Annotated in this window: 21 protein-coding genes; 6 read left to right on the plus strand and 15 right to left on the minus strand. The window is 48.8% G+C overall.

Going from position 1 to position 17990, the window contains the following annotated elements:
* The first annotated feature begins 39 nt into the window (after window positions 1-39).
* Window positions 40-750, plus strand: coding sequence for a hypothetical protein (locus C5O22_RS12815; RefSeq protein WP_132782440.1), 711 nt, complete (start codon window positions 40-42; stop codon window positions 748-750).
* A gap of 302 nt (window positions 751-1052) precedes the next feature.
* Here the strand turns inward: C5O22_RS12815 and hepT are convergent, their stop codons facing one another.
* Together hepT and mntA are read right to left on the minus strand one after the other, a co-directional pair.
* On the minus strand, window positions 1053-1496 hold the full coding sequence (gene hepT / locus C5O22_RS12820; protein WP_347812562.1) for a type VII toxin-antitoxin system HepT family RNase toxin: 444 nt from the start codon (window positions 1494-1496) through the stop codon (window positions 1053-1055).
* On the minus strand, window positions 1453-1851 hold the full coding sequence (gene mntA / locus C5O22_RS12825) for a type VII toxin-antitoxin system MntA family adenylyltransferase antitoxin (RefSeq protein ID WP_132782443.1): 399 nt from the start codon (window positions 1849-1851) through the stop codon (window positions 1453-1455). Before mntA ends, hepT begins: the two co-directional genes overlap by 44 nt.
* A 193-nt stretch (window positions 1852-2044) precedes the next feature.
* On the opposite strand from mntA, the gene C5O22_RS12830 reads away from it, so the two are divergent.
* From C5O22_RS12830 to C5O22_RS12840, 3 genes are all read left to right on the plus strand, one after another.
* Window positions 2045-2278, plus strand: a complete 234-nt coding sequence (locus C5O22_RS12830) for an AbrB/MazE/SpoVT family DNA-binding domain-containing protein (RefSeq protein ID WP_132782445.1) — start codon at window positions 2045-2047, stop codon at window positions 2276-2278.
* Window positions 2272-2610 (plus strand): endoribonuclease MazF, encoded by a 339-nt coding sequence (gene mazF / locus C5O22_RS12835; RefSeq protein WP_132782446.1) that lies wholly within the window; start codon window positions 2272-2274, stop codon window positions 2608-2610. The genes C5O22_RS12830 and mazF overlap by 7 nt, the downstream gene beginning before the upstream one ends.
* A 181-nt stretch (window positions 2611-2791) precedes the next feature.
* Window positions 2792-3892, plus strand: a complete 1101-nt coding sequence (locus C5O22_RS12840) for a hypothetical protein (protein WP_132782447.1) — start codon at window positions 2792-2794, stop codon at window positions 3890-3892.
* A 57-nt stretch (window positions 3893-3949) separates the two neighbouring features.
* Here C5O22_RS12840 and C5O22_RS12845 read toward each other — a convergent pair whose 3' ends face one another.
* The 11 genes from C5O22_RS12845 to C5O22_RS12895 form a co-directional block, all read right to left on the minus strand.
* A complete protein-coding gene (locus C5O22_RS12845; RefSeq protein WP_132782449.1) occupies window positions 3950-4693 on the minus strand; it encodes an RluA family pseudouridine synthase in 744 nt (247 codons plus the stop codon).
* Window positions 4694-4702: 9 nt separating this feature from the next.
* Window positions 4703-7057, minus strand: a complete 2355-nt coding sequence (locus C5O22_RS12850) for an MFS transporter (RefSeq protein ID WP_132782450.1) — start codon at window positions 7055-7057, stop codon at window positions 4703-4705.
* A gap of 281 nt (window positions 7058-7338) precedes the next feature.
* Entirely contained in the window at window positions 7339-7929 is a 591-nt protein-coding gene (pyrE, locus tag C5O22_RS12855; RefSeq protein ID WP_132782452.1) for an orotate phosphoribosyltransferase, read from the minus strand.
* Between the two features lie 14 nt (window positions 7930-7943).
* On the minus strand, window positions 7944-8903 hold the full coding sequence (locus tag C5O22_RS12860; RefSeq protein WP_132782454.1) for a dihydroorotate dehydrogenase: 960 nt from the start codon (window positions 8901-8903) through the stop codon (window positions 7944-7946).
* Window positions 8896-9780 carry a dihydroorotate dehydrogenase electron transfer subunit gene (locus C5O22_RS12865; protein ID WP_132782456.1) on the minus strand — a complete coding sequence of 295 codons (885 nt, stop codon included), beginning with the start codon at window positions 9778-9780 and terminating at the stop codon, window positions 8896-8898. The genes C5O22_RS12860 and C5O22_RS12865 overlap by 8 nt, the downstream gene beginning before the upstream one ends.
* A gap of 78 nt (window positions 9781-9858) precedes the next feature.
* A complete protein-coding gene (pyrF, locus tag C5O22_RS12870; RefSeq protein ID WP_132782457.1) occupies window positions 9859-10767 on the minus strand; it encodes an orotidine-5'-phosphate decarboxylase in 909 nt (302 codons plus the stop codon).
* A 74-nt stretch (window positions 10768-10841) separates the two neighbouring features.
* Complete coding sequence (locus tag C5O22_RS12875) at window positions 10842-12185, minus strand: dihydroorotase (RefSeq protein ID WP_132782458.1); 1344 nt, start codon at window positions 12183-12185, stop codon at window positions 10842-10844.
* Window positions 12186-12620: an aspartate carbamoyltransferase regulatory subunit gene (locus C5O22_RS12880; RefSeq protein ID WP_132782460.1), complete on the minus strand. Its 435-nt coding sequence runs from the start codon at window positions 12618-12620 to the stop codon at window positions 12186-12188. It lies immediately after the preceding gene.
* A gap of 23 nt (window positions 12621-12643) precedes the next feature.
* Window positions 12644-13570, minus strand: a complete 927-nt coding sequence (gene pyrB / locus C5O22_RS12885) for an aspartate carbamoyltransferase (RefSeq protein WP_132782461.1) — start codon at window positions 13568-13570, stop codon at window positions 12644-12646.
* 451 nt (window positions 13571-14021) lie between these two features.
* Window positions 14022-14426, minus strand: coding sequence for a DUF2335 domain-containing protein (locus C5O22_RS12890; protein ID WP_132782463.1), 405 nt, complete (start codon window positions 14424-14426; stop codon window positions 14022-14024).
* On the minus strand, window positions 14419-14613 hold the full coding sequence (locus C5O22_RS12895) for a hypothetical protein (RefSeq protein WP_132782464.1): 195 nt from the start codon (window positions 14611-14613) through the stop codon (window positions 14419-14421). Before C5O22_RS12895 ends, C5O22_RS12890 begins: the two co-directional genes overlap by 8 nt.
* A 179-nt stretch (window positions 14614-14792) precedes the next feature.
* Between C5O22_RS12895 and C5O22_RS12900 the strand changes: the two genes are divergently transcribed.
* Together C5O22_RS12900 and rlmB are read left to right on the plus strand one after the other, a co-directional pair.
* The gene (locus tag C5O22_RS12900) at window positions 14793-16202 is read left to right on the plus strand and encodes an MBL fold metallo-hydrolase RNA specificity domain-containing protein (protein WP_132782466.1); all 1410 of its coding nucleotides are present in this window, start codon (window positions 14793-14795) and stop codon (window positions 16200-16202) included.
* Between the two features lie 6 nt (window positions 16203-16208).
* Window positions 16209-16934, plus strand: a complete 726-nt coding sequence (rlmB, locus tag C5O22_RS12905) for a 23S rRNA (guanosine(2251)-2'-O)-methyltransferase RlmB (RefSeq protein WP_132782467.1) — start codon at window positions 16209-16211, stop codon at window positions 16932-16934.
* Window positions 16935-17010: 76 nt separating this feature from the next.
* Here the strand turns inward: rlmB and C5O22_RS12910 are convergent, their stop codons facing one another.
* Window positions 17011-17481, minus strand: a complete 471-nt coding sequence (locus C5O22_RS12910; protein ID WP_132782469.1) for a MarR family winged helix-turn-helix transcriptional regulator — start codon at window positions 17479-17481, stop codon at window positions 17011-17013.
* A complete protein-coding gene (locus C5O22_RS12915) occupies window positions 17478-17963 on the minus strand; it encodes a glutathione peroxidase (RefSeq protein ID WP_132782471.1) in 486 nt (161 codons plus the stop codon). The genes C5O22_RS12910 and C5O22_RS12915 overlap by 4 nt, the downstream gene beginning before the upstream one ends.
* Between the last annotated feature and the right edge of the window lie 27 nt (window positions 17964-17990).

The raw sequence follows: 17990 nt of genomic DNA on the forward strand, positions 1-17990 counted from the left end.
TGCGGTTTTTAGAGGTGCCCTAAGGAAAAATTTTACGAAATGATAGAAAAAATAGACTGTGAAATCGACGATGGAAAATATTTACATCCAGGCGAGATATTACATTATTTTAATATTATGGCTATATTTTCAAATTGGAAGTTGTTGCCAAGAACAGTAGATGAAGTTAAGCGTAAAGTATTAGATGTAATAGAAAGACATAAAAAACAAATTATGCCGATTGATGATTGGGGTGAATTAGCAATGTCCTACGGTGGTTGGGCGTATTCTGATGAAATCACAGAAATAGCTGAAATAAAAAAAATATTAAAAGATATCTCAAAAGAAAATTATGACGAATTAATTAAAATTCAGATAAAAGAGGATATTGAGAATATGGATAAAGATGTTAAGGAATTCTGTAGAGGACTAATTCATATTAATGGTAATAATAAGTATTATAGGAAGCCGTTTCTTAAACTAGTTGATATAGATTTCTTTTATAATAAAATGTGTTCATTATCACTAAAAGACCAAGAATTGATTATATATTCACTTGAAGAAAGATATAGGAAAAAATATAGCAATGGAGAATTATACCAGGAATATCGTGATGATTTGCAAAATTTGATTAATCTTACTCAGAAATATAAAAATAGCATTGGAAGTATTGAATATAATCCAATTGAATTCATAAAGAAAAATATAGCTGATTCTTTAGAATCTTTAGTTGAGTACTTTCACGAGAAAACACGCCCTCTGCCAGAATAGAAGTCACCTACATTAAGTGTTCTGGGAGGTGACGTATGGCTCGGTATAGTGCGCAGACCCTCTTCCCGTAGCAATTTGAGTATCGTGGGGACATTCACGGGAAAGACGAGTCTCCGTCGAAGCCGGAAGCCTCTTCCCTTTTCCAGCATGCTCCAAATTTTTTTGCCGTTTGCGGGAGTTTTATCTGTGCCCGGGATTTTATGATTCTGGGGCTTTTATAGGGCGAGGACTAAGTTTAACAAACCCTATCCTGTTCTGCTCTTCATCCTGTATTCTACCCCTGTCCGTTGGATCGTAAGAGCTCATGGTTTGATATGGACACCTAATTCAGATAAATAGAGCACCAGGGACTGCCATCCCTCTTCTGCAATCGACCTTAGGATAGCCATATCCATCATCTGATATTCGTGGATTGCAATATTCCGAAATCCAACCATAGCAACCATTTTCTGGGCTGTTGCCTGAGAGATTTTGTTGTTTTTCGCCAATATTCTAAAAGCCTCTGCACTTGTTTGTGGAATACCCAGACGATTAACAGCACAAAGATGGATTGCCAAATCTATGGCAGCCTGACAGGCCCGTTCTATATTTAAAGTTAGGGCATCAATATGAGTATATTGAGTTAAGGTCGGATCCATACGATACTCTTCGAGGACTCTGCGTAATGACCGTTCTATAATTGCGGCCTTATTCAAAACGATATCATCTATTTCTATAGGCATGTAAAAGTTCCTTCCGTTCCTCATTAAACCAGAGATACATACTGAGAAGTGTTGTTTCCATCAGCTGGACATATAAGGGGTTTTTCATGAAAAGGCGTGCGCCCTTTTCTAGAACCTGTCGAGAATAAACCAGGTTTGCCGAAGAGAGAAGCCCCATATCCACCGACCGGCCCAATTCATAGGAGAGCCTTCCCGCCAGTTCTGCCCTATCAAGACTGGTAAAAGATAAACCCTGCACCGGCAGGATGGCCACATCGATATCACTGTCAGGTCTCATACGACCACTGGCGGCACTTCCCAGAAGATAGGCCGCGGCAATCCTTTCGTCTTGCCAGAGCAGAGCTTTAAGTTGTATCAATGTCTGTTTGGGAAGCTTCATAAAACTAGTATAAAAAAAACCTTTCCATAAAGCAAGGAGCATGCAGAAAACTCTTGATGACCCTTTAAGATATAGGGCGCCCCTTATGGAGAAGTTCCCCGTGGTACCATGTCTGTTTAAGGAACAGTAAGATAAACAGTGTATACTTGACTAAAAAATATACATTGTATATCCTTTATTGAGGAGGTTAAGTATGCAGACGGTAGTACAAAAGTGGGGAAACAGTCTCGGAATACGTATCCCTGCTCTTTATGTGAAAGAATTTAACTTGGAAAAAGGGAGTTTTGTTGAAATTACCGAAGAAGATGGTAAAATTATAATACATCCACCTAAAAAAACACTAACAGATTTGCTTTCAAAAGTTACCGATGAAAACAAGCATTCAGCAATTGAGACTGGGTCTTCTGTAGGAAATGAAGAATGGTAAAAAAATATGTTCCTGACCAGGGAGATATTGTTTGGCTTGATTTTAATTCTCAGCAAGGACATGAACAGAAAGGTCGTAGACCCGCACTTGTTCTTTCATTTAAAGAATATAATGAAAAGATTGGATTAGCAATCTTTTGCCCTATTACTAGTAAAATAAAAGGATATCCTTTTGAAGTTGAAGTTGTGGGAGAGAAAATAAAGGGATGTGTACTGAGCGATCAAATAAAAAGTCTTGATTGGACAGTAAGAAATATTGAATATATCGAAAAAATTAAAAACGAAAAACTTGAAGAAGTAATAAATACAGTGCTCTTAATAATAAAAAGATAAAGCTGTATTTCTATTCCCCAGATGGCGTATTCCATGTTCTGCAAAATAGAGATCACTTCGATTAGCTGTAAAAGGAGATGACGCCAGGCGGGGAATATGTCTGTTTACAGAACATGTTTAAACAAATCTTAGATGGATGCCATGTGCCCGGTGTGATATACTATACAAAAAAGGAGGACATATGAAAACAAAAAATCTTGTTTTATTTTTGATGTTTCTATCTGTTATGGCATTCTCAGAAAGCATTAGTTTGAGAAATACGCTAATAGATCCATTCCTAGTCTATTTTGAAAAGTATAATTATCACATAATTAGTTATTTTACAAATCATGAGAAATATGAATGTATTGAAGCGATGATTAAAAATGCAAATAATATTAGAATTATATTAACATATAAAGATAAAACACAAATAGATTACCTGAATAATGAAGCTGTATTTCTTTCAATGAAAGAAGAATCAAAGAATCGAACTATTATATTCACACCAATAGAATGTAAATTAGATACAAAGAAAGCTAAACCGGAAATATCTATTAATTTTACTACCAATGATAAAGAGTCGGTTTCTTGGTTTTTTCAATGTGTTGATAAACCTTCAGAAAAGTATGGCGGTCTAGTTAATCCCCAAGGACACTCTGAACATACCTCTTTCCCAATAATGTATCGTGAGAAAAGTACGCTTGGAAGTAAAAATGTCAAACTAACCATTGATAATAAAGTAATGAATATTCCTGTGGAAATTAATAAAGCACCATTTTTTGTAGCATTAAAAAGTTACTATTCAGAATCATTTTTAATGGGTATAATCCGCACATCAAATGATCCGGTTTGTTTTCTAACAAATTCTATTCTCCTGACCAATGATGAGACCCTGATGTATAAATTGGGCGAAAAAACACTTTCGTATAAAATAGGTATTGATAATAATCAGATTATTATGAGAGGTAATAATTGTCTAATACATGCTACAGTAGTCAAGAACGAAATGGTAATAAATAGTATTCATTATTTTTTAAAAGAGAATAATAATGATACCCTTGTGTTGAATTTTTCACCGGGATTATGTTTGTCTGGTATTGCTGGTACAGAAACATCTTTCTCAATAGATATTAATAAATATAAAAATATTATTACAGGTGTGGTTAAAATAACAAATGATAAGAATGAAATAAGGTATATGTTAACTCCAAGAACACCTGATTGGGCTTCAAGAAGATTAGCTACTATACATATGATTTTTAACAACGATGATGCAAAACGTATAGCGGAAATTGAGTAATGTTTTTGCGTGACATGTATTGTAAGCCATATCCGCCCTCCTGCCTTGCGCTACAACTTAAAAAGACAGGGGTTCGAAGGTTCTTCCCAGTTTTTCTATCTGTCGGGCTGCGGCGGAGAAATCTTTGTGGAGGGGGGCGGACCACGAAAGGCCTTTCTCGGGAATGGCGAGCTTCCAGGCGTGGAGGGCCAGGCGGTCAATAAGGGGCTGTTCGTTGTGGGGATCCCCTTTCCAGCCAGGTTTAAGCGCAGAAAGCCGCAGCCCTTCTCCCTGTCCGTACAGGGCATCTCCTACCAGGGGAAGTCCCAGGGCGGCAAGGTGAACCCGGATCTGATGGGTCCGGCCGGTATGGGGGCGAGCAAGGATAAGGCTATAGGTGCCCGCGTAGGCAAGGAGGGTAAAATCGGTGCGGGATGCTTTCCCGCGGGCCTTATCAATAATCGTTCGATGTTGTTTATCGCCGGCAGGGAGCAGGGGAAGTTCACAGGTATAGCTTTGCCAGGTGGGTTTCCCGCAGGCTATGGCAAGGTACTGCTTTTCTATCTCCCGCTGCTCAAAAAGCATCGTATACTGCCGATGGGCCTCCGGGGTTTTGGCGAACAACACAAGCCCTGAAGTGTCTCGATCAAGCCGATGCACCACGTAGAGTTTTTCTAATGCTAAATCCTGGGCAAGTTTTTTCCCCAGGTGAATCTTGTCCTTTTCCCATCGTTCGGCAATAACGGGGATACCGCTTTTTTTGGAGACCACCACAATCTCCGTATCTTCGTATATAAGGGTGTAATCCGGGAGGTCCTTCATGGTTTTCTCCTACGAGTTGTCGATAAAATAGGCGAGCAAGAGAGAGATAAGGGTGGCGCTTTCCCGGGACAGGCTCTTGCCAGAATTCAAAATTCCTTCGGTGGCCATGATAAGATACAGAAACGTGGCCAGGCCTGGATCCACCCGCTGGGCAAGCTGATAGGCCTCTTCCTCTGTGCGGGACGATCCTATAAACTGGCGAACATAGTACCGGGATATATCCAGCATCCCTTTCAGGGCTTCCAGGCTTTGCTCGTTTTCAAGCTGTTGCTGAATTGTCTGTATTTTTGCTCGATACTGTTGTTTTATCTCTTTTTTCTTTTCTTTTGCAGAAACCCCCGAATACAGGAGACTTTTCTTGTGGCTCTGGAGGTCTAGGCGCTTAAAGAGCTGGGCAACCCGGCGGGCCACCGCAGAGGAAGAACCGCTGATGTAGGCATAAAATTTGCCATTGGGGCCCAGGAGGTTACTGAGGGCCATGGCATATTGGGTGCGAAGGCCGGGGTTAGATTCCTCTATAAGACGATGAAAAATATACTCCAGGGCCTCGTAATTTCCCAGCCGGCTGGCGGCTTCTATAGCGGTTGCCCGCAGGGCTTCGGGAATGTCCTCCCGTTGGCAATAGGCGGTGATCAGTTTTCGGGCCTCTTCGGTGCCGATGTCTCCCAGGGCCTGGAGGCAGGCCTCTTTCATTTCTTCGGAATGGCTTTTTTCTAAGGCCTCGGTAAGGGCAGGCACCGCCTGGGGATCTCGGATTTTGCCAAGCGCCCGGGCTGCGATGATCCGCATATAGGGGCTGGGATCGTGGAGTTTTTGAATAAGATGGGGGACCGCCCAGGGGGAGCGCAGTCGCCCCAGGGCTCGGGCCGCTTCTTCTCGAATTTCCGGATAGGGGTCTTCCAGACGGGCAATGATTTCCTGAAGGGCTAGCTCCCCGGTGGCTGCTTCGATAGAACGAAGGGCCTCTTCGGTTCGGGAGGGATCTTCGGTTCCACTTAAGGTTTCTATATATGAATAGGTTTTTATGATACCGGGATTAACGAGCCGCCCCATGACAAAATCAAGCCCCTGGTCGTACGAACCCCGTACCCGACTAATAATAAAGGCAGAAAACACCACCATCACAATGGAAAGGAGTTGCACCACATGAAAGGATTGAAAATGGAGCCCCATGAAGAAAAAGTGAAAGGGGGCAAGTAAATCGATGAGGTACCCCCCGACTAAGGAGCCCCCCGCAGAAATGAAGCCCACGATCATCATGTACCAGGCTACGTAGGAGAGCCGATTCTGCGTTGGGGCCAGGGAAAGCATCATCTGGTTAACCCCTTCCCAGAAGGCCGGGGCCAGGAGTCCCGCCAGAAGAGATATGAGGGGAAGCAAGAAAAAATAGGTCCGGGGAGTAAGGAAAAAGTACCCTATCCAGCTCAGCACATGGAGACAGCCCAGGACCACCACGGGTTTTCTCCCCCACTTATCCATGACGGTTCCCCAGAAGGGGGCCGTAACCACCCACATAAGCTGGGAAATCACATACATCACCCCGAGCCAGGTGTTAGGCGCGTGGGCCCCCTGGGGATCCACCACGAAGGGAGCCTGAAAAGGCCCTATCAAGTTGATAGAGAAGATGGCAAGGCCCGCGGCAAAAGAAAAACGGAGAAAGTCTCCGTTCTTAAAGGGTTCAAGAGCCTGCTGGGGAGTAAAATGAGGGGTCTCCGGATTAAGGGGTTCCGGAATAGGAATATTCAAAAGGAGATCCACCACTCCCGAAATAGCCCCAATGGCAAAAATCCCCCCATACACGATGAACACCCAGTTTTCTGGAACCAGGTCGAGCACCATGCTGGCAAGGAAAAACCATACAATGTTCGTAATGTTGATGATGGCGGAACGACGGAGGAAAAAGGCCCCCCGGATGTTCTCGGGAAAGAGATCGGCCACCCAGCTCCACCAGCCGGCAGAACTTATGTTCATGAAAAACCAGGAAATGGGCAAACTCACCATGATAAGCCGAATTCCCCAGGGCCGGTTGGCGGGATCTGTAGCCATGAAGGCACTTAAGGCAATACTCAGGGTTAAAAAACGATGGATGAGATGGGCGGTAATAAAGAAAGGTTTTTTTCGTTTACTGTAGCCGTAAATAAAAATTGCCAGGACCTGGAAAATTCCCGTAAGTTGGAGAATGGCCACGAGGGTTCCTAATTCGGAGGAACTTGCGCCGAGCCAATTTCGGAAAAATACGTTGAAAATAGGTTGGGGCGAGCAGACGATACCCCAGATAGTGGCAAGACAGCCCGTGATGGTGCTATACATCATTGCCCGATTCAGTTGTTGCGGGGTTAATCTGGTACAGGAAGAAGAACTCATAAAAAATACAGTAATCTGAGGGGCCCCCCTGCGTCTAGAGCATCAACACCGGTTATTCCTCTGGGAAGAAAGAAGGCCGAAACAGGGTCCCTGTGAGCTAGGCTGCGAAAAGGAGTCCAACAGCCCCAACCAAGGGTGCGGGGAAAAGGGTGATAGTCCTTTGAATAAAGGAATTGTGATATGCGAGAAGGGCGCAGGGGTGGCCACCCGCCGGGCAAGCGCCTCAGGGGTGGCCCACGGAGCCGAAGGCTTCGGGGCCAGGGCGTCGGAAATCCGGCGGCTTAGAAGACCTTTCGGGACCCCGGTTTTACGAGGGGAACCCCCTGTTTACAGAGGGCGCAGTCCGTGGCATCCCAGTTGGCCACCTGGACCTGGCAGGCGGGATAAAAGGCCCAGGGGATGGTTTCTCCTGCCGCCCGGCGATCCACGATACAGGCAAGCCCCACAATGCGGGCCCCAAGGTTTTCCAATACCCGGGCGGCCTCGCCAGAGGATTTGCCGGTGGTTACCACATCTTCGGCCATAAGAATCCTCTGCCCGGGGGTTACCTCAAAGCCCCGCCGGAGACTCATGGCGCCAGTGTCATCCCGCTCGGTAAAAAAGGCGGGAAGTCCCAGCTGGCGACCAAGCTCATAGGCCACGATAATGCCCCCCATGGCAGGACCGCAGATCGCATCAATCTGGATTTCTCCAGAGGCCATATCGTTTTTTAGTCGGTTTGCCACTTCAGAAAGGGCCTCTGCGGCCCGATCGGGATACTGTAACAGCCGGGCGCACTGGAAATAGCGGTCCGAATGGCGCCCGGAAGAAAGCAGAAAGTGCCCTTCCAGAAGGGCCGCCGATTCTTTTAAGAGTTCAATGGTTCGATTCATGGTTGTTCTCCCTTTTATGCATAATTAGGTCGAATAGAAAGTTGCTCAATCCGGGTGAAGTCATGGTGGCCCATATATTCCCGTATCCCTTCGATAATCTCATGGAGTACCGGCGGCCGTGAAAAAATGGCGGTTCCCACCTGGATTGCCCGGGCTCCGGCAAGGAGAAATTCCAGGGCATCTTCGGGACTGGCAATGCCGCCGAGGCCGATTACCGGCACCGATAGGGCCCCACAAAGTTCCCAGACCATGCGGAGGGCGATCGGTTTAATGGCAGGGCCCGACAGACCCGCCGTGATATGTTCGAAAACCGGCCGCCGTTGGTGTATATCAATCGCCAGGGCCTTAAAGGTGTTCACCAGAGATAGTGCATCGGCTCCGGCATCGACACAGGCCTTGCCTACGGCAATCACATCCGGGGCATTCGGAGAAAGCTTGACCATGAGGGGTTTGGTGCAGACCTGACGAACCGCGGCGGTCACCGCCGCCGCATCGGGGGGACAAAGGCCGAAGGCCATGCCTCCGGCCTTTACATTGGGACAGGAGATATTGAGTTCGATCATGTCGATATCACTGGCCGAAAGGAGTCGGGCCCCTTCCACATACTCTTCAATAGAAGAACCGGAAAGGTTTGCAATTACCGCAGGTCCGAGCCGTCGCAATTGGGGAAGTTCCTTTTCGATAAAGGCGGGGATGCCGGGATTTTCAAGCCCAATAGAATTGATGAGCCCCGCCGCCGTTTCTTGAAGGCGAATCCCCCGGTTTCCTGGCCGGGGGTGAAGCGTAAGCCCCTTGGTACAGATGGCCCCCAGTTCTGCTACGTCGATAAGGTCCTGGTATTCCCGGCCGTACCCAAAGGTGCCACTGGCGGCAATTACGGGGTTTTTCAGTCGGACCCCTGCAATATCTACCGAGAGATCCGGTACCGGAGACGAATGGTTTCCGCCAGGGGACGGTATGTCGTGTTTATTCATAGAAAAGCTCCCGGCTATCAAAGATAGGGCCCTCCACACAGCACCGCTTGTTACCTGAACGGGTAGGGATCGTACAGCCAAGACAGGCCCCTACTCCACAGGCCATGCGGCGCTCCATGCTCACGTAACAGGGAACCCCCGCCTGCTGGCAGGCACGGCTTACCAGTTCGAGCATGGGCTCGGGGCCACAGGTGTATACTCTATGGTATGGTGCAGGGTTGAAAAAGGCGGGAATCCGCCCCCGTTCGCCATGACTCCCATCTTCGGTGGCAATCACCAGCTTCTGGGGATCGATACCTTCAAGGCCGTACACCTCGGAACGGAAACCGGCGTACAGGTCATAGCTCCTGGGGGGCAGAGTTCGGGCTAAACAAATAAGGGGCGCGAGGCCTACTCCTCCTCCCACGAGGGCTATCCGGGGCGGTGAGGCCGCCGCTTTTGCCGCTTGTGCGGAAGAAGGGCTCCCTTCTGGCTCAGGCCAGGCCGTTCCCAGGGGCCCAATAAGCTCGATGGTATCACCTTTTTGCAACTCACAGAGTTCCCGGCTTCCCCTTCCCCGGGCGGCTATAAGAAAAGAGAGTTTCCCCTGAAAAAGAGCGGTTTCTGCGAAGGCCTGAGGTTCCCACCAGAAGAGGCTGATGGGCCGCCCCAGCAGTACCCCGCTTCGCTCTGCTTTAAGCATGAAAAACTGCCCTGCCTGGGGCTCGGGACCTTTCCAGAACACGATGAGTTCATGGATCTGCTCTGCCAGGACTCGGTTGTCCACTACCTGGCTTTTGGTATAGGTCATTCGAGGATGGCTGCTACACATGGGGTATGTATCCTTTGTCTGCAATTGTTCCCGCTGCCAGAACTGGAGCATCCTGGTAGGAGGCATAGGGCTGGGTCGCCCCCGCGGTACTGGGGGTATACCACGAGACTGATCCCGCCCTGGGGCCCATGAAAATGTTGTTCCTCATTTCAGTTCCTTTTTCATGCTTGCTTCTCTGATGGCATCCCGCATCTCCTTAGCGGCCTGTCCTGCCGCCTGGCATACCAGCTCTCGTACTGTTTCGGCGGGCTGGCCGGCAGATTCATGGTGTAGCCAGGCTTTTAGAATGGACCGGGATGCGTTGACCACCCCGCCGTTTCCCCTCTGTAACAGCCGCGCGGCGTCCTCCGCTGCCCCCCCCTGGGCACCATAGCCGGGAATAAGAAAGAACAACTGCGGGTAGCGGAGCCGAATGGTCTCTGCTTCCTCTGGTTCAGTACAGCCCACCACAACCCCAAAAGCGGCATATCCAGAACTCCCCTGTGTATCTTTTAGAAATTCTCCGAGCCGATCTCCCACCAGGGTATAGAGCCGCCTTCCATCTTCGAGCCGCTGATATTCAAAATCCCGCATTCCCTTGTTACTGGTCCGCATCAGAACAAAGGCCCCTTTCCCTTTTTGTGTGCCGTAGGTAAGCCAGGGTTCCAGAGTATCGAGCCCCATATAGGGCGAAAGGGTGACAAAATCGGCTTCGAAGTCCCCTTCAAAATGAGCCCGGGCATATTGGAGCGCCGTGTCGGCGATATCGCCCCGTTTGATATCGGCGATGGTAAGAAGCCCTTCCTGTCGCAGATAGGAGAGGGTTCGGGCATAGGCCGTAAGGCCTTCAAGGCCCAGGGCCTCGTAATAGGCAATCTGGACCTTGTAGCAGGCCGCATAATCCCGGGTACCTTCAATGATGGCCTGGTTGAATCGAAAGAGCGCCTCGCCGACCGTGCCTGCTGTTTCTCGCAATACCGGGGGAATGTAGTCCAGGGCGGTATCAAGGCCTACACAGACAGGACCATGGGAGGCAACCCGTTCATATAAGCGGTCCATGTTATGGGTGTGCATGTTGGTATCTCCTGCTATTGTTCACGGTTGATGTGTGATCGCTACCTTCTTTTGGGACATTTCTTTCATCCATGTCAGGAACCCCGCTGGTACACGATTTTTCCCCGGTGAATAGTAAGGAGTATCGATCCTTCCAGGGAAAACCCCGCAAAGGGGCTATTCCTGCTCCGGCTTACAAAGGGTCGCTCCCCAATGGTTTCCTTTTTGCCCAGATCTATCAGTACCAGGTCTGCCTGAAGCCCTGGCTGTAAAAGCCCCCGGTCAGGTAAGCCCAGGATACGGGCTGGATTATAGCTCATGAGGGCAGAGAGGGTAGATAAATGGAGGGATCCCTGTTTGACCAGGACGGTGTAACACACCGGGAAGGCGGTTTCAAGGCCAATGAAACCGGGGGCTCCCCTGGCTTTGTCCTCAGCTGTGTGGGGAGCATGGTCGGTGGCAATGGCATCAACCAGCCCTTCTTGGATGCCGGCTATAAGGGCTTCTCGGTCTACTTCGGTGCGAAGGGGTGGATTTACCCGACCGTAGCTTTCTGTCCCCAACTCACGGGCCCGCTCTTCCGTGAGGGCGAGATGATGAGGGGTAACCTCGCAGGTAACCTGACCGGGAGAACGCCGCCCTCGGTATTCCTGGACCAGCTTCAGGGCTTCCCGGGTAGAAACATGGGCGATATGGATGGCGCACCCCGTTTCCTGGGCAAGGCGAAGGACCCGCTCGGTGCCGTGGTTTTCTTCTATGCGACTGTAGATTTCTCGAGAAGCCCCCTGCGCTTTAAGCTGTTCTGCTTCTTTGCCCCCAAAGTCGCAGTGGTGCGAAACGCGAATGCCCCTACGGCGGGCCTCCTGAAGGGCCGCTTGCAACACCCCTTCGTCGGCCAGATCCTTGCCATCCTCCGAAAGGAGTCGGACTACCGCCGGGTCCAGCTCCGCAAGATGGGCTACCGAACGGCCGTCCATCCCCTGGGTAAGGGAAAGAACTGGGAAGAGGTCGATAAGCCCCAGGGCGTTCGCCCGTCCCTGGAGATGCCGGGCGAGTTCCACCGAGTCGATCACCGGTTGGGTGTTGGCCATGCAGACTACGGTGCCGTATCCGCCGGCGGCGGCGGCAAGGGAGCCGCTTTCCAGGGTTTCTTTAAGAGGAAAGCCCGGATCCCGAAAATGGGCGTGGAGGTCCACAAAGGCGGGCATACAGACCACGTCGCTTCCTAAAGCATGACCATCGATGTGAATGGTGGGCCGAGGAGATTCGGCGGCCGTGACACCTTCCCCCCGGCCAAGGGAAGAACACTGACCTTCAGGTTTTGGAACCCCCTCACTTTGAGGAAAGAGGGCTTGTATGCGCCCTCCTTCGATAAGAACGCTTCCCTGGAAATCCTGGTGGGCATCTACGAGCCGAACGCCGCTAATCAGTATGTTCATTTATCGGAAATCCTCGGTGGTTCTCAGATCATCGCAGTATTCGCAGCGATAAGTGCCTGTTTTTTCATCGACCAGATGAAAAATATGGGGCGCATAGGTTTCGGTGGCGGTGATGCACCGGGGATTTCGGCAGATAAGCACGTTTTCTACCCGTTCGGGAAGGCGCAGCCGGATCTTTTCGGTTACTTTTTCGTTTTCGATAATATTCACCGTAATGTTAGGATCGATGAGTCCGAGGACGGCAAAGTCAATTTTAATTTCGTTATCAATTTTGATGATGTCCTTGCGGCCCATCCGTTTGGATTCGGCGTTTACCACGAAGGCTACCGTGTAGGGGGCCTTGCCGAGGCCAAGCCAGTTAAAAATCCTTAGCCCCTGCCCCGCTTTAATGTGGTCTATCACGATTCCATTCTTAATTTTGGCAATGTTCAGCATGGGTGATACCTCCTTTGGGGTTTTTATGAGACGGTTCCCATAAGGGAAGCCAGCAGGGCCATGCGAATGTACATGCCGTACTTTACCTGCTTAAAGTATACCGCCCGCGGATCCTGATCTACCTCTACGGCGATCTCATTAACCCGTGGCAGGGGATGTAGAATGAGAAGATCCGGTCGGGCGCTCTTGAGTTTTTCCCTGGTCAGGATGTAACTGTCTTTCAGGCGAATATAATCTTCTTCGTTGAAGAACCGTTCCCGCTGGACCCGGGTCATGTAAAGCACGTCCAAATCTCCCATCACTTTTTCCAATCGGTCCGTTTCAAGGTAAGGAATCCCTTGTTTTTCGAGGACCCCCTGTTTTATGTAGTCGGGGATACGTAACTCCGGAGGGCTTATGAAAATCATTCGATTTGAGGGGTAGCGCGCGAGCCCTTTGGCAAGGGAATGGACCGTGCGCCCAAACTTGAGATCCCCACAGAACCCAATGGTAAGACCTGCGGTGGTGCCCCGCAATTGCCGGATGGTATGTAAATCGGTAAGTGTTTGTGTTGGGTGATGGTGACCTCCATCTCCAGCGTTGATGATAGGCACTTCTGAATAACGACTTGCCAGAAGGGCCGCCCCCTCCTTGGGGTTTCGCATCACGATGCAGTCCGCATAACAGGCCACGGTGCGAATGGTGTCGGCCAGGCTTTCTCCCTTTGCCACAGAACTGGACCCTGGTTCAGCAAAACCAAGACAGGAGCCTCCCAGGCGAAGCATGGCCGCTTCAAAACTCAGGCGGGTTCTGGTGCTTGGTTCAAAGAAAAGGGTGGCGAGAATTTTCCCTTTGCAGGATGAACGTAAATACACAGGGTCTTTTTCAATCCGTTCTGCGATCTGAAACAGATCTTCCAAATCTTCTAAACTAAGATTTTCCGGTTCTATAAGATGCTTGCCCTGTATCATAGGCCCCCCTTCGCTGGATTACTGGTTATCTTTCAAAAAGCCTTTCCCCTATAAGCCGTGGCTCCGTATCCCTTTTTATTTCTCGCCCCCTTCCCCTTTATTTGAACGTTGATAGAAGGTTGGAGCAAAAAAAAACCGCCCCCTGGGCGGTTACTCAAAGTAATAAGAGATATGATCTTCTCCGGCTAGTCCCTGTACTGTTACTGCAATGTTTGAATCCCTTCCCATGCCGTTCCCTTACGGTTAAATTGGCCGTATCCTAGCAAAAAACGATTTTTTTAACAAGGGGTACTAGTGCGTTTGCTAGGACTGCTCTGTAAACAGGTGAGGTACACCCTGACCCTGTACCGAATCTTACCGAGGGAGAATGAACATTTTAAAATTCTTTGACCCCGGACAAAAAGTGTGAATTATGGGATAGGCGAAAGGCTTTATCATTGGACCAAAAAACTCACTCAACTTGTGCCAGGGAACGAGAAAAGATGATACTACTTCTTAAAAATAAAGAAACCCCAAGACTTATTATTGCTATAATAGCTGGGACAATAGAAGCCAATGGTTGGTTTAAGGTAATGCTAACAGTTACCACTGTTAAACTTCCGATACCCAATATAAAGGCAAATCTTTGCCCTGTTTTACTTGCCCTTATCTGTTCATCCACCAGTCTCTCTTCCATTTTTCTTCTATGATTCCCTTCTTCTTCAGCCATTCTCAATATCTGTTCCGCTGCCCCTGGTATAATGTCATTATAATGGGCTAATTCAGAAGAAGGAGGAAGGGGCCCTGAATAGATCGACTGTTGTTGGACAATATGCTGTTGTTGTTGAGCAAAAGGTACATTTCTTTTATTACTCATGGCAACAGAGTTCTTTATCCATAGCTACTTTTATCGAGATTCCTACTTTTTGCCAATCACTTGCAATTGATTTTTTATCTCGCTCTAATCCATTCTTGAAATTATCAGTGTTGAAAAATTTACCCCCTGATAGGTTAAAAACAGAGCTAAAACCATCCCAAAAATGGTAAATTATTGTTTGTTTCATGGTTCAATAATAGGGGTACTTGCCTTTTAAGTCAATATTTACCAATACCTTTGGATTCTTCTCTTGAAAACAATACACTAAAAAAGCATGCATTTACCAGAGTATTTTGGATTTTCTGATTTTTAAAGTATTGTTATCCCGCTTTGTATAAATCCTTAAAATATAGTACACTTCCTTTCATGGCTATCGTTTTTTATTCCCTGGGGGCGGCCCAGGAAGTGACTGGTTCTAAGCATGTGCTGGAAATTGATGGGAAATCCTATCTTATCGATTGTGGGGCCTTTCAGGGTAGTCGGGCCGAGGCGGACCGAAAAAACCGGGAGTGGGGGATTCCCGCCGAAAAGATAGAAGCGGTTATCCTTACCCATGGGCATTTTGACCACTGTGGCTTGCTTCCCCTTTTACCCAAGAAGGGCTTTCGGGGGAACATTTTCGCTACCCCCGCCAGCCGGGATATCGCAAGCCTCGTGATGATGGATTCCGCCCGGATACAGGCCCGGGATGCGGAATACTTAAAAAAACAGGCAGAAAAAAAGGGGGAACATTTTACCTGGACGCCCCTCTATACGGAGCAGGATGCCATTGCGGCTACGAGCCAGATGGTGAGTGTTTCCTATCATCGACCCCTGTGGATTGGGCCGGCCGTACAGCTTGAATTTTTCGATGCGGGCCATATTCTTGGTTCCGCCATGGCGGTCGTGACGGTGGCCCGAAATGGTTCCTCCCTTCGCATTGGATATACGGGCGACCTGGGACGAAAGGGAAAACCCATTATCCGAGACCCGGAACTGCTGCCACCGGTGGACTACCTGGTATTGGAAAGCACCTATGGGGATCGTCGCCATGATCCCACGTCGGATGCCATGGAACGTCTGGCCGATGTGGTTCGACAGGCGGTGCAGCGGGGTGGTAAAATATTGATCCCCGCCTTTGCTATCGAACGGACCCAGGAACTGGTGTACTATTTTCACATGCTGGTAGACCAGGGGCGGATCCCCGAAATCCCCATTTATGTGGATTCTCCCATGGCAACCAATGCCACGACGATCTTCCAGGTTCATCCAGAATGCTATGACGAAGAAACCCACCAGGCCTTTATCAAGCATCACAAGAACCCCTTTGGCTTTAATGCCCTTCATTTTGTTACCAGTGTGGATGAATCCAAGGCCCTCAATGATTTAGAAGGACCGGCGATAATTATTGCAGCCGACGGTATGTGCGAAGCAGGACGGATACAACATCATCTTATCCATCATATTGAAGATCCAAGCACCACCATCCTTATCGTTGGGTATATGGCGGAAAACACCCTTGGCAGGCGGATTCGGGAAAAGCAGCCGGAGGTAAAAATTCACGGCCAGTGGTTTAAAAACCGCGCCCGGGTGGAAGTAATCGATGCCTTTAGCGCCCATGCGGATTATCAAGAAACTATCGAATGGCTTGAAAGCCAGGATACGAGCCAACTAAAAGGAATTTTCCTGGTTCATGGGGAAAAGGATGTCCAGCGGGTCTTTAAGGAGCATCTTGAGAAGCGGGGCTATAAAAATGTAGGTATTGTAGAATACGGAAAAACCTACGATTTGGAGTAAGCAGGTATGACCTATCTGACGGGCTTTCATGCTATTGAAGAATATATCAAATCCGGTCGCGAGGCGAATGCCCTTCTTGTGGCCCATACGGGGCCCCGGGGAAAGGCTATCATGGCCCTCGCAAAGGCAAAACAAATCCCTATCCAACGGGTTGGGGAACATGAACTGGATAAAATCAGCGGGGAACATCGAGGCCTTGCCCTTGAAATTGATGCCACCCCGGATAATCGGGACTGGACGATTCGGGGCTTTATTGAAAGCCTGCAAGAGGGGCAAGAGGCGCTGGTGGTGGTGTTAGATAACATTACGGACCCCCACAACTATGGGGCGATCCTTCGGTCCTGTGACCAGCTGGGGGTAAACCTGGTGGTGGTGGCGAATCGTCGTTCCGCAAAGGACGCGGAAGTGGTGGCCCGGACCAGCGCGGGGGCCAGTGCCTGGGTACCCCTCGCCGTGGTGAGTAACCTGGTTCGGGCGGTGGAGGATCTTAAAGAGGCAGGTTTCTGGGTATACGGGGCCGATATGGAAGGGGACCCGGTATATACCAAGGACCTCCGGGGCAGAACGGTCCTGGTGATGGGTAGTGAAGGCCATGGCATCTCCCGGCTTTTACGGGAAGTGTGCGATGGCATGGTAGCCATCCCTTCAAAGGGCCGGATCGATAGCCTTAACGTCTCGGTGGCTACGGGGATCCTCCTCTATGAGGTTCTTAGACAACGGGAGGTACGGTAAGACAGCCCCCAACTCTTTCAGTAAAAGGACTGTCTTCCCAGGGAGAGAATTCGAAACCCCAAAAAGCTGTTAATTTTTACCCTAAGCGACTGAGAATCTCCTGAAATGTGTTTCGTAGTTCCTGGTACTCCTGGATGTCGTGCAGTAAACATGATGCCACATAGGCGGGGATGGCCCGGGCCTGTTCTTTAAGTTGTTTACCCTTTTCGGTAAGTTCTACTAAGACCGATCGCTCGTCCTCCTGGCTTCGTTGTTTGCTTACTAATCCATGTTGCTGGAGCCGTCTAATGAGAGGTGAAATAGTTCCCGTATCAAGGTGAAGAAGCCGGCAGAGCTCCCCGATAGTGGCCCTCCTCTGTTCCCACAAAACCAGGAGTACCAGATATTGGGGATAGGTGATATTTAGAGAATCGAGTAAAGGTCGATACAAGGCCTGTATTTTTCTGTCTAATTGGTACACCAGAAAGCATAACTGGTTAGAAAGAAAAAGCTCTTCGTAAGGATTTTCTTGGTCGTGTTCTGATGATGATAATTCTTTGATTTTCATGCTGAAAGGGCCTTTTCAATATCCGATTCAAGAGATGCCGGTTCCACGGTAGGGGCATACCGGGTTACCTTAGTTCCATCTCGACTTACGAGAAACTTGGTAAAATTCCATTTAATGGACTCGCCAATAAGGCCGGGGGCTTCCTTTTTAAGCCAGGCAAATACCGGATGGGTGTTCGGTCCATTGACCTCGATTTTACTCATTAGAGGAAAGGTAACCCCAAAAGTAGTCTGACAGAATTGGGCTATTTCTTCGTCATTCCCAGGTTCCTGGTGGGCAAATTGATCGCAGGGAAACGCGAGAATTTCAAACCCCCGATGCCGGTATTTCTCGTAAAGCCTCTGTAAGCCCTTGTACTGGGGAGTAAATCCGCACTTGCTTGCAGTGTTTACAATAAGCAATACCTTCCCTTTGTATTGGGAAAGGGACACGGGTGTTCCCTTGTTTGTAAGGGCCGTAAGATCGTAAAGATGACTGTCCATTATAAACCTCCCATGCAATTATATTGT

The sequence above is a fragment of the Treponema sp. J25 genome (genome assembly GCF_004343725.1).
Classification (GTDB): Bacteria; Spirochaetota; Spirochaetia; order Treponematales; family Breznakiellaceae; genus J25.

What these genes read in the sequence shown, in the direction of transcription:
- pyrB (WP_132782461.1), bottom strand. Translation starts at nt 13,570, where the DNA reads ATGATACAGGGCAAGCATCTTATAGAACCGGAAAATCTTAGTTTAGAA.
- pyrE (WP_132782452.1), bottom strand. Translation starts at nt 7,929, where the DNA reads ATGAATCGAACCATTGAACTCTTAAAAGAATCGGCGGCCCTTCTGGAA.
- C5O22_RS12910 (WP_132782469.1), bottom strand. Translation starts at nt 17,481, where the DNA reads ATGAAAATCAAAGAATTATCATCATCAGAACACGACCAAGAAAATCCT.
- C5O22_RS12875 (WP_132782458.1), bottom strand. Translation starts at nt 12,185, where the DNA reads ATGAACATACTGATTAGCGGCGTTCGGCTCGTAGATGCCCACCAGGAT.
- C5O22_RS12815 (WP_132782440.1), top strand. Translation starts at nt 40, where the DNA reads ATGATAGAAAAAATAGACTGTGAAATCGACGATGGAAAATATTTACAT.
- C5O22_RS12890 (WP_132782463.1), bottom strand. Translation starts at nt 14,426, where the DNA reads ATGAGTAATAAAAGAAATGTACCTTTTGCTCAACAACAACAGCATATT.
- mntA (WP_132782443.1), bottom strand. Translation starts at nt 1,851, where the DNA reads ATGAAGCTTCCCAAACAGACATTGATACAACTTAAAGCTCTGCTCTGG.
- C5O22_RS12895 (WP_132782464.1), bottom strand. Translation starts at nt 14,613, where the DNA reads ATGAAACAAACAATAATTTACCATTTTTGGGATGGTTTTAGCTCTGTT.
- hepT (WP_347812562.1), bottom strand. Translation starts at nt 1,496, where the DNA reads ATGAGGAACGGAAGGAACTTTTACATGCCTATAGAAATAGATGATATC.
- C5O22_RS12845 (WP_132782449.1), bottom strand. Translation starts at nt 4,693, where the DNA reads ATGAAGGACCTCCCGGATTACACCCTTATATACGAAGATACGGAGATT.
- C5O22_RS12860 (WP_132782454.1), bottom strand. Translation starts at nt 8,903, where the DNA reads ATGAATAAACACGACATACCGTCCCCTGGCGGAAACCATTCGTCTCCG.
- rlmB (WP_132782467.1), top strand. Translation starts at nt 16,209, where the DNA reads ATGACCTATCTGACGGGCTTTCATGCTATTGAAGAATATATCAAATCC.
- mazF (WP_132782446.1), top strand. Translation starts at nt 2,272, where the DNA reads ATGGTAAAAAAATATGTTCCTGACCAGGGAGATATTGTTTGGCTTGAT.
- C5O22_RS12840 (WP_132782447.1), top strand. Translation starts at nt 2,792, where the DNA reads ATGAAAACAAAAAATCTTGTTTTATTTTTGATGTTTCTATCTGTTATG.
- C5O22_RS12880 (WP_132782460.1), bottom strand. Translation starts at nt 12,620, where the DNA reads ATGCTGAACATTGCCAAAATTAAGAATGGAATCGTGATAGACCACATT.
- C5O22_RS12900 (WP_132782466.1), top strand. Translation starts at nt 14,793, where the DNA reads ATGGCTATCGTTTTTTATTCCCTGGGGGCGGCCCAGGAAGTGACTGGT.
- C5O22_RS12915 (WP_132782471.1), bottom strand. Translation starts at nt 17,963, where the DNA reads ATGGACAGTCATCTTTACGATCTTACGGCCCTTACAAACAAGGGAACA.
- C5O22_RS12865 (WP_132782456.1), bottom strand. Translation starts at nt 9,780, where the DNA reads ATGCCTCCTACCAGGATGCTCCAGTTCTGGCAGCGGGAACAATTGCAG.
- C5O22_RS12830 (WP_132782445.1), top strand. Translation starts at nt 2,045, where the DNA reads ATGCAGACGGTAGTACAAAAGTGGGGAAACAGTCTCGGAATACGTATC.
- pyrF (WP_132782457.1), bottom strand. Translation starts at nt 10,767, where the DNA reads ATGCACACCCATAACATGGACCGCTTATATGAACGGGTTGCCTCCCAT.
- C5O22_RS12850 (WP_132782450.1), bottom strand. Translation starts at nt 7,057, where the DNA reads ATGAGTTCTTCTTCCTGTACCAGATTAACCCCGCAACAACTGAATCGG.